General features: G+C 72.3%; 12 protein-coding genes and 1 pseudogene. 7 read left to right on the plus strand and 6 right to left on the minus strand.

Annotated elements, in window-relative coordinates; translation table 11 throughout:
• A pseudogene (locus ABZ924_RS18880) lies at positions 1-442 on the minus strand (hypothetical protein); the annotation flags it as partial.
• A gap of 102 nt (positions 443-544) precedes the next feature.
• Positions 545-2989, minus strand: coding sequence for a SpoIIE family protein phosphatase (locus ABZ924_RS18885; RefSeq protein ID WP_361910594.1), 2445 nt, complete (start codon positions 2987-2989; stop codon positions 545-547).
• 317 nt (positions 2990-3306) lie between these two features.
• Here ABZ924_RS18885 and ABZ924_RS18890 point away from each other — a divergent pair, with 317 nt between their 5' ends.
• The 4 genes from ABZ924_RS18890 to ABZ924_RS18905 all read left to right on the plus strand — a co-directional run bounded on the left by ABZ924_RS18890 (position 3307) and on the right by ABZ924_RS18905 (position 8546).
• Complete coding sequence (locus ABZ924_RS18890) at positions 3307-4749, plus strand: amidohydrolase family protein (protein ID WP_361910597.1); 1443 nt, start codon at positions 3307-3309, stop codon at positions 4747-4749.
• A 250-nt stretch (positions 4750-4999) separates the two neighbouring features.
• Positions 5000-6352 carry a uracil-xanthine permease family protein gene (locus ABZ924_RS18895; protein WP_361910600.1) on the plus strand — a complete coding sequence of 451 codons (1353 nt, stop codon included), beginning with the start codon at positions 5000-5002 and terminating at the stop codon, positions 6350-6352.
• A gap of 32 nt (positions 6353-6384) precedes the next feature.
• Positions 6385-7839, plus strand: coding sequence for an amidohydrolase family protein (locus tag ABZ924_RS18900; RefSeq protein ID WP_361910602.1), 1455 nt, complete (start codon positions 6385-6387; stop codon positions 7837-7839).
• The gene (locus tag ABZ924_RS18905; RefSeq protein ID WP_361910605.1) at positions 7836-8546 is read left to right on the plus strand and encodes a sulfite exporter TauE/SafE family protein; all 711 of its coding nucleotides are present in this window, start codon (positions 7836-7838) and stop codon (positions 8544-8546) included. Before ABZ924_RS18900 ends, ABZ924_RS18905 begins: the two co-directional genes overlap by 4 nt.
• Here the strand turns inward: ABZ924_RS18905 and ABZ924_RS18910 are convergent.
• The gene (locus ABZ924_RS18910; RefSeq protein ID WP_361910608.1) at positions 8530-9624 is read right to left on the minus strand and encodes a LacI family DNA-binding transcriptional regulator; all 1095 of its coding nucleotides are present in this window, start codon (positions 9622-9624) and stop codon (positions 8530-8532) included. The genes ABZ924_RS18905 and ABZ924_RS18910 overlap by 17 nt on opposite strands.
• A 252-nt stretch (positions 9625-9876) precedes the next feature.
• On the opposite strand from ABZ924_RS18910, the gene ABZ924_RS18915 reads away from it, so the two are divergent.
• Positions 9877-10764: a LysR family transcriptional regulator gene (locus ABZ924_RS18915; RefSeq protein WP_361910611.1), complete on the plus strand. Its 888-nt coding sequence runs from the start codon at positions 9877-9879 to the stop codon at positions 10762-10764.
• Positions 10765-10780: 16 nt separating this feature from the next.
• On the opposite strand, the gene ABZ924_RS18920 is transcribed toward ABZ924_RS18915, so the two are convergent.
• Genes ABZ924_RS18920 through ABZ924_RS18930 form a run of 3 tightly spaced genes read right to left on the minus strand, consistent with a single transcriptional unit; the run spans position 10781 to position 12854 of the window.
• Positions 10781-11575: an alpha/beta fold hydrolase gene (locus ABZ924_RS18920; protein ID WP_361910614.1), complete on the minus strand. Its 795-nt coding sequence runs from the start codon at positions 11573-11575 to the stop codon at positions 10781-10783.
• Positions 11576-11631: 56 nt separating this feature from the next.
• Positions 11632-12180 carry an SgcJ/EcaC family oxidoreductase gene (locus ABZ924_RS18925; protein ID WP_361910616.1) on the minus strand — a complete coding sequence of 183 codons (549 nt, stop codon included), beginning with the start codon at positions 12178-12180 and terminating at the stop codon, positions 11632-11634.
• Positions 12181-12191: 11 nt separating this feature from the next.
• Positions 12192-12854 (minus strand): hemerythrin domain-containing protein, encoded by a 663-nt coding sequence (locus tag ABZ924_RS18930; protein WP_361910619.1) that lies wholly within the window; start codon positions 12852-12854, stop codon positions 12192-12194.
• 279 nt (positions 12855-13133) lie between these two features.
• Here ABZ924_RS18930 and ABZ924_RS18935 point away from each other — a divergent pair, with 279 nt between their 5' ends.
• Both ABZ924_RS18935 and ABZ924_RS18940 read left to right on the plus strand, forming a co-directional pair.
• Complete coding sequence (locus ABZ924_RS18935; protein ID WP_361910621.1) at positions 13134-14363, plus strand: hypothetical protein; 1230 nt, start codon at positions 13134-13136, stop codon at positions 14361-14363.
• A complete protein-coding gene (locus tag ABZ924_RS18940) occupies positions 14347-15153 on the plus strand; it encodes a hypothetical protein (RefSeq protein WP_361910624.1) in 807 nt (268 codons plus the stop codon). Before ABZ924_RS18935 ends, ABZ924_RS18940 begins: the two co-directional genes overlap by 17 nt.
• Positions 15154-15196 lie beyond the last annotated feature (43 nt).

A 15196-nucleotide genomic window follows, 5' to 3' on the forward strand; every position in this document is an offset into this window, starting at 1 on the left:
CGTTCGCCCGTGGGTCATCCTGCTTCGGTCGTTTCGCCCGAGGGTCATCCTGCTTCGGACCGATCGCCCGAGGGTCATCCTGCTTCGGACCGATCGCCCGAGGGTCATCCTGCTTCGGACCGATCGCCCGAGGGTCATCCTGCTTCGGACCGATCGCCCGCGGGTCATCCTGCTTCGGACCGATCGCCCGCGGGTCATCCTGCTTCGGACCGATCGCCCGAGGATCGTCCTGCTTCGGACCGATCGCCCGCGGGTCATCCTGCTTCGGACCGATCGCCCGCGGGTCATCCTGCTTCGGACCGATCGCCCGAGGATCGTCTTGCTTCGGACCGATCGCCCGGGGGTCATCCTGCTTCGGACCGATCGCCCGGGAATCGTCCCGGCCCGGAGTCGGGTCGGTGAAGCCTCCGTCGGTGCCCGGGACACCTCTGCCGTCACTCATGGCGCGAACCCCCTGTCGTCACATGATGGGCTGCTCCCACTCAGCCACTTTCCGGCCACGGGGTCCATCCCCGTGACGTGACGACCACGTCCCGATCCTGCGTCAGCCGTCCGCGCCGCGCCAGGGGATCTCGGCCCACACCTGCTTGCCGCCGCTGAGCGGCACCGAGCCCCAGGCCGTCGTCGTCGCCTGGACGATGAGCAGCCCCCGACCGCCGGTCGACTCCCAGCTCACCTCCACCGGCTTGACGGGGCTGCGCGGCGAGGCGTCGTTCACCGCGATCCGCAGCCGGTCCGCCGACAGGGTCAGATCCATCCCCACCTCGCCCTGCGTGTACGCGAGGGCGTTGGTGACCAGCTCGGACACGACCAGCAGCGCGGTGTCGAGCTCCTCGACCACTCCCCAGGACCGCAGGGTGCGTGCGGTGAACCTGCGCGCGTGCATGACCGCGTTGGGCAGCCGCCACACCGTCCAGTGGCTCCGCTGCGGCCGGCCCCGTGTGCCGTCGTAGCGCAGCACCAGCAGCGCCACGTCGTCGTCGCGGCGACCCACGGCGACGACCAACTCGTCCGCGACCCCTCCGGTATCGACCGGGTCGGCCGCGGCCAGCACCTCGCACACCCGCCGCATGCCCTCGTCCAGGGGCAGCCTGGAGGACTCGACCATCCCGTCCGTCAGCAGGACGAGCAGCGTGCCGGGGGCCAGCCCCACCTCCGTCATGGGGAATTCGGACTCCGCGAGCACTCCCAGCGGAGGGCCGCCCTCGACCGCCATCTCCTCGGTGAAGCCGTCGGGATGGCGCAGTACCGGCGGCAGATGGCCGGCCCGTACGCACCTGGCGATGCCCTCCTCCATGTCCAGGTCCACGTACCCGCAGGTGGCGAACAGATCGGTCTCCATGCCGACGAGCAGCCGGTTGGCCCGCGCGACCACCACGTCGGGCGGGTGGCCCTCCACCGCGTAGGCCCTGACCGCCGTACGCATCTGGCCCATGATGGTGGCGGCTCCCGCGCTGTGCCCCTGTACGTCCCCGATGACGAACGCCACATGACCGTCGGCGAGCGGAATGACGTCGTACCAGTCACCGCCGACCTCGAGTCCCGCCGTCGCGGGGAGGTAGCGGGCGACGGCGACCCCGCCCGGCAGCTCCGGGAGCTTGCGGGGCAGCAGGCTGCGCTGGAGCATCGTGGCGAGTTCGTGGCCCGCGTCCAGCGCGTGGGCGCGCACCAGCGCCTGCCCCACCAGCCCCGCGGCCGCGGTCAGCAGCGACCGCTCCTCCGGTGCGAACCGGTGCTCCGCGTCCCACCCCACCAGGCACACCCCGACCATGCGGCCTTCGGCGGGCAGCGGCAGCACCGCGAGACCACCGGGCCCCACGCCCTGCAGGCCCCGCTCGAGCGCGGCGCCCGGCGGCCACAGGCTCATGTGCCCGCCGCGCAGCGCGCTCTGCAGGGTGGGCAGGTCGCCGAGCGGCACGTCGGGCCACTCGGAGCGCCATTCCGAGCGCCAGGCCTCGGGCCAGGCGTCGGGCTCCGCAGGGTCGAGGGCGGTGGCGATGAGCCGATCGGGTTCCAGTTCGCCGACCGCGACGTGGGAGGCACCGAGCGGATCGCGCAGGGCGGCGACCGCGATCCTGCTGACCTCTCGGACGGTCGCCGCTCCCGCCAAGGTGGCCGACAGCCGTTGCACGAGGGAGACCTCGTCGGCGCTGGGGCGCAGGTAGGTGGCGTCGGCCACCACGCCCAGGACGCGCTGCGGCGTGCCGTCGGAGTCCACCTCCACGCGGCAGCGCAGCCCCAGCCAGCGCAGCTCGCCGTTCGGGCGGCGGATGCGGAACGCCAGCTGCTGTCCGTCGGCGGCCAGCGGGTCCGGCTCCACGATCGCCATCAGTGCGGGCATGTCGTCGGGGACGGCGCAGGCGAGGAGGGTCTCCACCTGCCCGTCGAACTCCTCGGGAGGCAGACCGAGCAGTTCCAGGACGTGCGCGTGGGCCTCCATGCGGCCCGTGCCGAGTTCCAGGATGAACGCGCCGCCCTGGTCGGGTACCAGGGACTGCCCCAGATGCGCCTGCGGGGCCTGGCGTCCGGCGAAGCGGGCGGCGACCGATTCGAGTCCGGCGGCCACCTGGTCGGCGTAGAGCTCCAGGAGGATGCGGTCGTCTGCGCCGAAGCCGCCGTCGCCGACCTTCCCGGCGACGATCAGGCACCCGAGCTCCGGGTCGCCGTGGCCCAGGGGCAGTGCGCCCAGCGAGACCCTGGCCGGCGGGTCGGGGCCACCGTCCCGGATCCGGGTGGGGAAGTGGTGGGGATCGTCCTCGACGAACGTGGCGAGTTCCTTGGGGGTGAGCCAGAGCGGGCGGCCGGAGCGGTAGGCGTTGGCGGCGGGTGAATGGCCGGCCACGGCGAGGATCGCGGGCAGCCCGTAGAGGACGCCGCGGTTTCCGGTCAGCTCCGCCAGATGGAGCTCCCTGCCCTGGTCGGCGACCACGTAGACAGCGGCGAGCTCAGCACCGCAGAACGCAAAGCGATGACTGGTCACCGTCCGCATCGCCTCCTCCCGAGGACATCCCGCCGACCGTTCCGCTCCCTCCATGCTGTCGCGCCGGGGACCGTCCGGGCGAGTCGGAACCGCGGGGAGGCGCCGGCGGGGGAGGCGCCGGCGCGGGGAGCCGCCGGCGCGGTCCGGCGACCGTCCGACAGCCGACGGAGCAGTCGGTGAGCGGAAAAACTTTTCCGCTGGCGCCTATCGGAGGGGCGTTCACCGGGAATGCTGCGTTGTAGTCTCCCGCCCTCCGCTCGACGCTCCGTACCCTGCGTCCCGCCCGGGCGGGCCTTCCGTTCTGAGCCCTCGGGAGGTAACACGCCATGCAGTCGGTCCCCACTCCGCCGCCGACCCCGGCACCGGCACCCAGCCGCCGCGATCTGCTCACCGGGCTCGGCCTGGCCGCCGCCGCCCCGCTCCTCCTCGGCGCCACCCCCCGCACCGCACACCGCGACCACCCCTCCCGCCCGCCCGTTCCGGGCAGCCGGACGGTCCTGCTCCGCAGCGCCTCCCTGGTGCTCACCATGGACCCGGCCCTCGGCCGCGGTCCCCTCGGCGCCCTCGAGGACGCCGACGTCCTGATGCGGGGCGGCGCCGTCGCCGCCGTCGGCAGAGCACTGCCGACACCACCCGGCGCCTGGGTGGTGGAGGCCTCGGGCAAGCTGGTGATGCCGGGGTTCGTCGACACGCACAACCACCTCTGGCAGGCGGTGATCCGCGGCGGGTGTACCGACCGGGACTTATTCGGCTGGTTCCGGGGGTGTACCGACCCGCAGCGCGGCCTTCTGACCCCCGCGGCCGTACACAGCTTCGTGCGGCTCGCCGCCCTCGACGCCGTCCAGTCGGGCGTGACCACGTTGGTGGACTGGGTGGACATCTTCTCGTACGACCTCATCGAGAGCTACGTACGGGCCCTGACCGACACCGGGATCCGGTTCACGTACGCCCTGTTCCCGCCGACGCCCGACGCGGCGCTCGCCGCGAAGGTGAAGCGGGAGCTCGTCGACCCGGTGCCGCTCGGCTCCTTCCAGATCGCCACGCACGCGGCGCGGGCCGCCGAGGCCCACAACCGCGCCCACTGGGAGACCGCCCGGGAACTGGGGGTCATGCTCAACTCCCATGTGCTGGAACGGCCCGAGCAGCGCGCCGACGACCCCCTCGGGGTCCTCACCGACATCGGCGCGCTGGGTCCGCGGCTCCTGATCAACCATGCGGTCCACCTGACGGACGCGGAGATCGCCGCCGTCGCCGAGCACGACGTGCGCGTGGCCCACTGCCCGCTCAGCAACATGCGGCTGGCCTCCGGCATCATGCGGCTGTCCGACCTCGGGCGCAGGGGCGTCAAGGTCGGGCTCGGCCTGGACGGCGGAACCAACGACAGCTCGGACTTCCACGCTCTGATGAAGGCGGCCGTCGGCCTGCAACGCGCCCGCACGACCGAGGCGGGGGTCTTCCCGCAGGTGCACGACGTCCTGCGGATGGCCACCCTGGGCGGCGCCGAGGTCCTCGGCCTCGCGGACCAGGTGGGCTCGTTGACCCCCGGCAAGCGGGCCGACGTCGTGGTGGTCGACCCGGCCGCCCTGAACTTCGCACCGCGCTTCGACTGGGTCGGTCAGATCGTCTTCAACGGACGTCCCGAGAACGTCGACGCCGTGTTCGTGGACGGGCGGCCGCTGAAACTCGGCGGCCGGCTGGTCGACATCGACACGGACCGCGTCGTACAGGAGGCCGAGGCGGCCGCCACCCGCCTGCGCACGGCGGGATAGACGGCGGCCGCGTCCCGGCGTCCCTCGGGCCTCAAAGGGGCGGGGACGCCGGGACGTTGCGGGTGCCGCGGCCGATGGAAGCAGCGCCTCCACAACCCTTGACGGGCCTTCAAAAGCCCTCACATACTGACGGCCAAATCGATTTGGCCCCAACGATTCGGCTCCTGCTCCGGAGCCGGATCGCGGGCCGAAGCCGGAGCGAGCCGAACGGAGCTCGAACGTGTCCAGTCCCAGCACTCTCCCCCACCCCGTGGACCAATCCCGCCCACTGAGCCGGATCCTGCTGTTCGGTGTCCAGCACGTCCTCGTCATGGCGGCGACCCCCGTCTCGGCGATCTTCCTGATGAGCGCGACCCTCCACCTCGGTCCCGGACTCACCGTGAACCTGCTCTCGGCGGCCTTCGTGCTCTCCGGGGTCGGTTCGCTGATCCAGTCACTGGGCCCGTGGAAGTTCGGGCCCCGGCTGCCGTTCGTCATGCTGCCCGGCGGGGCCCCGCTGATCCTCTTCCTGGCCATAGCCGAAGAGCACGGCGTGCGCACCGCCACCGGGGCGGTGATCATCAGCGCGGCCTTCTACTTCGTCGTCCTGCCGGTCTTCTCCCGCCTGTTGCGGTTCTTCCCCACCCTGGTCATCGGCACGATGATCGTCATCGTCGGGGTCAACCTGGTGAAGGTCGGCGCCCTGCTCGTCACCGGACGTCCCGGACAGCCCGGCTTCGCCGACCCGACCAACCTGGCGCTCGGCCTGGCGACGATCGGCTTCACCGTCGCCCTCTACTGGCTGTCCAGCGGCATCCTGCGGCAACTCGCCGTGATGCTGGGCCTGATCGCCGGCAGCGTGCTGGCCTTCGCCCTCGGACGGATCGACTTCGGCGGCGTCGCCGAGGGCGGGCTCCTGAGCGCCCCGCAGCTGATGCCCTTCGGCACGCCCGAGTTCCACCTCCTCGCCGCGCTGCCCCTGATGCTGTACGGACTGGCCTCCATGGCGGAGGCCACCGGGCAGACCGTGATCAACGCCGAGACCGTCGGCAAGGAGATCGACCAGCGCACCCACGTGCCGCGGACCATCCGCGGCGACGCCCTCGTCTCCCTCCTCGCCGGCTTCCTCGGGCTGCCGCTGATGGTGACCAGCGGCGAGAACATCGGCATCGTCCGGGTCACCGGTGTGCGCAGCCGGTTCGTGACCGCGGCCGCCGGCGTCGTGCTCGTCGCCATCGGCTTCCTCGCCCCCGTCATCCGTGCCATCAGCGTCATCCCGTCCGCCGTCGTCGGCGGTACCGCCATGGTGGTCTTCGCAGTGATCACGGTGCTCGGCGTCCAGATGCTGGGCCGGGCCGAACTCGACCGGCACTCCCACGCCTTCGTCTGCGCGGTCGCCCTCGCGCTGGGCCTGCTGCCGATCCTCGTCCCCGGTGTGTACGCGGGCCTGCCGACCGGTGCACGGATCCTGCTCGAAAGCGGCGTCGCCGTCGGCGCGTTCACCGCCGCCGTCCTCAACGTCCTGTTCCACCACGTACGGCCCCGGCTGGGCCGCATCCGGGCCGCACGTCCGGCCACCGGCCCCGTCGACGCGGGCGGTCCCCGCCCCCTGCCCCACGGATGACCCCGTACGCGAAGGACGAGATGACCCACCCGATGACAGCTGACCACGCCACCGCGCAGAGCCCGACCGTGCACGGGCCGCTGGGCCCCGACCACCTGGCCGCCGAGGTTCAACTCCTCGCCCCCGCCGTGGTGATGACCCCCGAGGGGCCGATGGAGGGGTACGCGGCGGTGGTCGCCGACGGCGCCTTCCGGGCCGTCGGGCCGGCCGCCCGGCTGGTGCGCGAGCACCCCCGCCTGACCCCGGTCCGGCTGCCCGGACACGTGCTGATGCCGGGGTTCGTCGACGCGCACCACCACCTGACGCAGAGCTTCGGCTCGGCCTTGGCCTTCGGAGAGCCCTCCGAGATCTTCCGCCGCGTCTGGGTCCCCCTGGAGGGGGCGCTGGACGAGGAATCGGCTTACGTGGCCGCGAAGTTGGCGGCGCTCGAATCGCTGCGGGGCGGGTTCACCACCGTCGCGGACGCCGGCACCCGGGCCTCGGTGGACCTCGACGTCGTGGCCACGGCCACCCGTGACGCCGGGATCCGCTGCGTACTGGGGCTCGTCTGCAACGACGCCGCCGACGTCGCCGATGCCGAAGGCGTCGAGGGCACCGGCGGCGCCGCCGCCCTGGCCGCCGCCGAGGCGCACCTCGCCCGGTACGCCGGCGCGGAGCTCGTCCACCCGTCGCTGGCGGTCTCCGTCCCGGACGCCGCCACTGCGAGGACCCTGCGGGGCACCGCCCGGCTCGCCGCCGAAGCGGGCGCCGTCGTCCAGATCCACGTCAACGAGCACCTCGCCGCAGTGGAGCGGTCCCTGGTCCGCCACGGCCTGCGCCCGCTGGAGTACCTGCGGGAAGCCGGCGCCCTGGGACCGCAGCTGCTGGCCGCGCACGCCACCCTGGTCACGCCGGCCGAGCTGACCCTGCTCGCCGACACGGGCACCGCGGTGAGCTACAACCCCGTCGCCAGCGCCTGGAAGGGCAACGCCGTGGCACCGGCGACCACCATGGCCGAACGCGGGATCCGCTTCGGCCTGGGCACCGACGGCACCCGCGGCGACGCCTTCCGCCTCGCGGAGGCGGCCGAGTTCGCGCAGCGCCTCGCCTACGGCCTGGCCACCGGGGACTCCTCCTGCGGCGCGGGCTGGTCCTGGCTGGAACGCGGGGGCGCGGGCGGTGCCGACGCCGTCGGCCTCGGAGCGCTCACCGGCCGGATCGCCCCCGGGGCGGCCGCCGACTTCCTGCTCGTCGACGTCAGCGGCCCGGAGATGCGGCCGTCCTGGGACCTGCCCTGGGAGCTGGTGCGACGCGGGAACCGCGACCAGATCACCGCCGTGTTCGTGGCCGGCAGGCTGCGCATGTGGCAGGGCCGGGCCGTCGGCTGGGACGACCGCGCACTCGTACAGCGGGCGGCCGAGCTGGCCGCAGAGGTGGTCGGGCGGGCCGGGGTGACGCGCGTGCACCCCACCTCCACGCAGGCGCGGGCCAGGAGCGCCGTACGGTGAGCGCCCAGGCGGTGGCGGTCCTCGCCCTGGTGGTGGCGGCCGCCGCGTTCGTCCAGGGGGTCAGCGGCCTCGGATTCGCGCTGGTCGTCGCACCGGTGGCCGGTCTGCTCGAACCGGCCCTGCTCCCGGTCTTCGTCCTCGCGTCGATGATCCCGCTGAACGTCTACGTGGCCTGGCGCGAGCGGCGCTCCCTCGACCTGCGGGGCGCGGGCTGGATCACGGCGGCCCGGATCGCGGCGACCCCCGGCGGGCTCCTGCTGCTCTGGGCGGTGCCCGGGCAGCGGCTCGGCGTGGTCGTCGGCGTGGCGACCGTACTGGCGGCGGCGGTGAGCCTGGCAGCGCCGGCCTTCGTGCCCGGCCGGGCCGCCTACCTGGGGGCGGGGCTCGTCACGGGGCTCACCGAGACCGCGACCGGGGTGGGAGGTCCGCCGCTGGCCCTCGTCTACCAGCACCGCCCGCCGGCGGAACTGCGGTCCACGGTCGCCCTGTGCTTCCTGGTCGGCGAGGTGGTCTCGCTCGCCCTCCTCCTCGCGACGGGCCGCGGCACCCCGGCGCAGCTGGGCTGGGCCGTGCTGGTGCTGCCGGCCCTGGCTCTCGGGGCGTGGCTGAGCCGGCTGGCGCACCACCGCATCGACGCCGCGCGGATGCGGCCCCTGGTCCTGGGCTTCGCGCTCGTCTCCGGGGTGGTGCTCATCCTGGCGCCGTGACGCGCAGCGACGAGGCCCGCGCGACGATGCGGGGCGCGGACGGCGGCACTGCCGCCGCGGCCGGCCCGGCGGCGGCTGCGTCCCCGTCCTTGCGCGTCAGGCGGGCGAGGAGCAGCTCCACGGCGTCGGTGGCCGCCCGGTCCAGCTGGAGGTCGACCGCCGTGAGCGGGGGTTCACAGGTGCGGGCCCGCGGGCCGTCGTACCGGGTGACCACCATGACGTCCTCGGGGACGCGCCGGCCGCTGTCCCGGATCGCGCGGACGGCGCCCACCGCGAAGACGTCCACGAGCGCGCAGACGGCGTCGATCTCCGGGTGGTCCGCCAGCAGGGCCGCGCAGCGGTCGTATCCCGCCTGCTCGCCGCCCTCCTCCGCGGCGGTGGCGACCACGGGGGCCCAGCCCCCCTCGGCCGCGGCGCGTTCGTACGCGGCGCGGGCGTCGACCGAGGAGTGGCGGGTGCCCGCGCCGATGAGGAGCGCCGGACGGCGGGCGCCCTGCTCGCGCAGGTGCTCCAGCAGCAGTTCGGTGACCTGGCCGCCGCGCAGATCGACGTACGGGACGTCCGGTCGCGAGGACACCTCGCGGCCGAGCGCCACGTACGGCAGGCCCCGCTCGCGCAGCTGCGCGACGGCCGGGTCGTCCTCGCCGGGCTCGACCACGATCGCGCCGTCGATGTCGAGGGAGTGCAGCGCCGATCCGGACTGCACGGGCGGGACCAGGACCAGGGCGTATCCGTGCATCATGGCGCGCTCGGCCGCGGCGGCGGCGATCTCCATGTAGAAGCCGAGACGGGAGGGGCCGGCGGCCACCGCGAAGGGCATCGAGGAGGCGAGGGCGATGGCCTTGGCCTGTCCCTGGCGCAGACGCTGTGCGCGCAGATTGGGCCGGTATCCGAGTTCGGCGGCGGTCTGCTTGATGCGTTCGCGGGTCCGGGGGTCGACCTTGCCCAGCCCGTTCAGGGCATGGGACACGGTCGTGGGCGACACCGATGCGGCCCGGGCGACATCGGCGATCGTCGGGTTGCGCCTGCGGGGACCGGCGGCGGAAGCAGAGGCGGAACCGGAACCGGCACTGGGCATCGGCGGAAACGCTCCTCGTTCACTCGGTCGGTCGGGACGCTGCCATCTTCGCCGACCGGCCCGTCTTCCTCCAGCCCCGCCGCCCCTGCGGACGGGCGGCCCCGTCCGCCGGAGCCCGGCTCGCTGCGCGACCACGGCCTGTATCCCGCGCAGGTGACGCCCCGACAGCCCAGCGGCCGGAAAAGGTGATCACCATATACTTCTGCGGCTCGACGACCGCGGGGTCGTCGGGAGGGGACACGGGGGGCCGTGATGGAGCTGCGGGACATTGAGATCTTTCTGACGCTGGCCGAGGAACTGCACTTCGGCCGGACCGCCGATCGGCTCCGGGTCTCCCAGGCCCGGGTCAGCCAGGCCATCAGGAAGCAGGAGCGGCGCATCGGCGCCGCACTGTTCGAGCGCACCAGCCGCACCGTGCGCCTGACCGACGTCGGCCGCCAGCTGCGCGACGACCTGCAGCCAGTCTACGCAGGCCTGCACGACTCCCTGGAACGCGCCCGGCTCGCCGCCCGCGGCGTCACCGGCCGGCTCCGCGTCGGCATGATGCCGTTCAACCTCGTCGACCTGCACTTCTACTGGAAGGAATTCCGCTCGCGGCATCCGCAGTGGGAGCTGGAGGTCCGCCAGATGGTGTACACCGATCCCTTCGGCCGGCTCCGCAACGGCGAGCTGGACGTCCTGGTCGTGTGGCTGCCCGTGGAGGAGCCGGACTTCACCGTGGGGCCGGTCATGTTGACGGACCCGCGGATCCTCGCCGTGACCGCCGAGCACGAGCTCGCGCAGCGGACCTCGGTGCGGCTGGAGATGTTCGCCGATTTCCGGCACACCATGCCACCCGACGTCCCGGACTACTGGGAGGACGGCTACCTGCCCTTCTACACGCCGCGGGGCCGGACGATCGAGCGCGGCCGACCCACGACCAACGCGGAGGACCTGATCAACCGGGTCGGCATGGGCGAGATCATCCACAGCTTCCCCAGCCACGTCACCCGGCACTGGGGCATGCCGAACATCCGCTGGATCCCCGTCCCCGACCTGGCGACCCTGTCCTACGCCCTGGTCTGGCGGACCGATGCCGAGAACGAGCCGATCCGCGCCCTCGCCGACACGGTCCGCGAACTCGGCACGTTCCGGTTCTGACGCTCTGCGCCGGTGCTCAGGCGACCGGCGGCCGCAGACCGGCCCACCGCCGGGCGGCGACCTCGTCGATGGCTGCGGCCACGATGCCGGCGTCCCGGGCGAGGAGCCGCGCAGGGCGGCCGGTCGCGGTGGCGAACACGGTGACCTGGGCGTTGCCCGCCGCAGCCTGCGCGGCGGCGGCCCGCATCCTGCGCGCCTGCTCCTGAGGGGCCCCGGGACGCCGACCGCTCCGGACGACGAACACGGTCGGGCAGCGCAGGGCCGCGAAGTCGGCCACGAGGCCGCCGTTGACCTCGTCCGTCGCGATGACGGCCTCCGCCCGCTGCCGCGGGGACATTCCGGCGGCGCCGCCGAGCAGGGCCACGCAGCGTGCGAGCCGGCGGCTGCCGCGCAGCCGCTCCCGCACTCCGTCCTTGCCGGCCTCGTCGAACAGGGAGACCGGGTAGGCCCCGTCGACGAGGACCAGACCGCCGACGAGCTCCGGATGCTCCGCCGCATAGCACACCGCGATCGTCGCCCCGTGGGACCAGCCGACCAGGACCGGCCGCTCGAGCACCGTCGCCTCGATCACCCGATCGACGTCGTCGATCGCGTCACGTACCGAGTACTCGGCGCAGGCCCCCCGTCCGCGGCTCGTGCGGCCGTCGAACCTCACGGTGCGGTACCTGTCGCCGAGCCGGCTGATGACGCGGTTCCACTGCCGCCGCGTGGAGAAGCCTCCGTTCAGGAAGAGCAACGGGGGTCCGTCGCCGAAGGAGTCGACACCGCGCAGGCGGGTGTCGACCGCCGCGACCGTGAACTCTCGTGACATGCGGGCGGGCCTTTCGTGTCTCAGGGTGGTGAAGTCGGCCGGAACCGTCCGGTGCGTCAGCCGGAGGCGGGCAGGTCGGCTTCGACGGCCGTGGGGTTCTGGGCGACGGCGATGAGCCATCGACCGTCGGTCTTCGTCAGGACGTGGACGGCGGCGCCGGGCTCGACTCCGGGTTGGGAGGCCACAAGAGAAGCCCAACGGCGCCCGGCCTCAGTGGACTTCCGGCACCCGCCCCGGGTGACGCTCCCCTCCCGGTGCCGGCGGAGCAGGTCGTCGAGCAGCTCGCCGTCGCGCGTGACCGGCCGGTGCCGGATCCTGACCGCGGCGACGTCCGGGCGGATGAACTGGATGTACTCGGTCTCGAAGGTCGAGGTCAGTGCCTGTCCGACCGTGCCGGGCAGCACCCGGCGGGTGTAGTCGGCGATCTCTTCGATCCCGGTCAGCGCGGTGCCGTACGGGACCGAGCAGAGCGCGTCGTGCCGGAACAGCTCCACGAACGCGTCGGGCAGCGCGTTCTGCTGCGCGTGTTCGAGCCGGGCGACCAGCGCCACGATGGCGTCCACGTCCTCCTGGGCAGCGGTGACACCGGTGACGTGCGGCTTCATTGAAGACCTCCTCACCGGGCGCCGGTGAGTGCGCCCCGGGTACCCCTGCCCCACAGGTCGAGCGCCTCGTACGCGGGTCGCCACTGGTGCACGTACGCGTGCCGCGCGGGCTCCGGCAGGAGCTGTGCCAGCACGGAGGCGACGGTCCGCGCGTCCGCGCCGTCCAGGAGCCAGGGCAGGATCCGTGCCGCGCCGGGTTCGATCCGCCGGGCGTGGGCGCCCCCGAAGAGGTCCCACTCCTCCTGGCTCAGGACCGTCTGGACCAGCGGGAAGACGGCCTCCTCCTCGTGGTCGAGGTGCTTGTCCAAGCCGGTGACCAGGGACCCGGTGAGTTCGCCGAGGAGGTCGAGTCCGGCGTCGCGGTCGGCCAGCGCCCCGTCGATCACCGCGACGAGGGAGACGAGCGCGGCGTGCTCGGCCTCGATCGCCTCCAGCCGCGTCAGATCGAAGGGCCGGCCGGCCAGGGCCCGGCGCAGCGGGGGCCACAGCGCTTCGTCCTCGGCAGCCTGGTGGGCGTGCAGGGCGCTGCGGAAGATCCCCCAGCCGGGGGCTGCCCGCAGGACGTGCCGGGGATCGGGGCGGGGCCGGGCCATGGCCCGAGCCAGTTGCCGCAACTCCCTTCGCAGTGCGCCGTGCACCGCGTACGTCACGGTCATGTCGAGCCTGTCGCTCACGTCTGTCCGACTCCTGGTACCGAGGATGGCTGGTGAGCCAGTGTCAAGCGATGACGGCATGACCCGTCCCTGGCACGAAACAGCCTCCTCCGGCACCACCGCCCGATCAACGCAGACTTGGTGCGTCGATCGATAACCCAGCGGTTATGGCGGTACGGGCGCGGGGCGACGGCATGCGGACGGGCAGAGCCCGTTGCCCGCTGTGGAGCCCCATGAGACGATCAAGGTTCGGCGGTTTCGGGTAATCCATCAGTATCTGCGAACGACGGGTACCGTTTGATGTACGCAACGGGCGTGACAGAAGCCTGCATCGAGGATGCGAGCAACCTCTTGGTTGCGCCTTCGATGGTGCAGGACGATGACTTGATCAGGGACTTCTTCGGGTCCACCATCACGCCGGAGGACCTTGCCTCCGGTGCGCCCGACCTCGCGCAGAAGACCGTCTACCTGTGCGGCGACATCTCCGGGATCGACGCCCGCCAACTGCAGGCGGCCGACCGGGTATTCGTCGTCCGGGAGCTGTCGCACGGTTACCGGGAGCACGTCGACGAGCCCTGGGCCCTGGTCGATGCCGGCCGAGTTCCCCTCCGCGTGCACGGCGTCGGCGTCTACTACCGCCGGTTCTTCGGACTCGGCGCCGACCACTTCGGTCGGATCCGTGCGGAGCACGAGTTCCAGTCCCTCACGGAGTCCACCAAGCCCGGAACGGCCCATCGCAGCGGAATCTACCTGACGCCCGTCACGCGAAACGGTGACGAACTGCATTTCCGCCTGCTCCGGTGCTCCACGAACCTCTCGGGGCCGACGGAGACCTTTCGCCCGACCGACACGCGCATCGTCGAGGCCCTGAACCGCGAGGCCGCCGCCGTCTTCCGGAATCAGGCACCGCTCAACCACGTGCTCGCGCAGATCTACCACAACACCCTTGCCACGGCCGAGCGCAAGCAGTCCAAGGCCAAGATCGCGGCCCACGCCGACAAGACCAAGGACATGCCCGCCAACGGCATCATGGCCTTCTGCACCTTCTATGACGGGCTCGACAAGCTGCAGCCCCTGGCCGAAGACCCCTTCGACCACGGCATGAAGGGTGTCAGCGGGCTGACCGGACTCCGCTTCCGCCTCAAGGAGCCGACCGAAGGGCGTGACGGAGTCGCGCTCCCCGCGCAGTTCACCCTGACCCTCCACCCCGGTTCCGTGTTCTTCATGCCGCTGTCCACCAACCGCCTGTACACGCACGAAATCCGGCCCTCGACGTTGGACGCCGCGTTGCTCCCGACCCGCCTGGGATACGTGGTGCGCTGTTCGAACGCCGAAGCCGTGCACAAGAACGGCCGCACGTTCCTCAAAGCGGCCGGGGATCCGGTCGAGCTGGAACCACCCACACCGGCCGGCATGGACGAGCTGCGCAGGCTGTACGCCGAGGAGAACAGGACCTCGTCCTTCATCGACTACGGCGACGATTTCCTCTTCAGCATGAACAGGGGAGACTACCTTGCCCCCCGAGCCTAGGATCCCGGACGAGATCCTCTCGTGCGCCTTGCCGGGCGAAGAGAACCTCTTTGCCGAGCTGTCCGCGTCGGCTCGTATGGAAGAGCTGGGAAAGGGCCGGCGAGGCGCCACGCTCACCAAGGTCGACGAGGCGGGCGGGGTGCCCCTCGTACGCACGACCACTCAATACGGCAGCCCGGCGCAGCGTTTCCGGGCGGTGCACGAACGGCTGGCGCAACGGATCCAGGAACGTGCGGCGCTTCCGGTCGGTTTCAACAACGCCCTCATCGAGAGCTACACGGACGCCTACCGAACCATGGGCAGCCACTCCGACCAGGCCCTCGATCTGGCCGACGACTCGTTCATCGCCGTCTTCTCCTGCTACGAACGTCCCGAGGCGAGCCCGACAAGGAAGCTGATCTTCGAATCAAAGGAGTCCGGCGGCAAGAGGTTCGAGATCCCCCTCGCCCACCACGGCTTCGTCGCGTTTTCCATCGACTCGAATCGGCGACTCAGGCACAAAATCGTCTTGGACACGACCGCCCGGACGACGGACAACCCCTGGTTGGGCGTGACCTTCCGAACGTCGAAGACCCTCGTGCGGTACCGCGACGGACATGCGCACCTCCCGCAGGGCGCGCGACTCGTGTCGGCCGACGACGAGCAGAGGCAGGAGTTCTACCGGCTACGGCGCCGCGAGAACAAGGAAACCGACTTCGTCTACCCCCTGCTGACCTACACCATCAGCGAGAGCGACCTGATGCCACCCGTCTGGAAGTCGGGTCCGCGAGCCCCCGCCCGGCCCCACTGAAACGACCGCACGAGGGCGTGGCGCGGCGGGCTCGGCCTTTCGC

Source organism: Streptomyces sp. NPDC046876, from assembly GCF_040645035.1.
Taxonomy (GTDB): domain Bacteria; phylum Actinomycetota; class Actinomycetes; order Streptomycetales; family Streptomycetaceae; genus Streptomyces.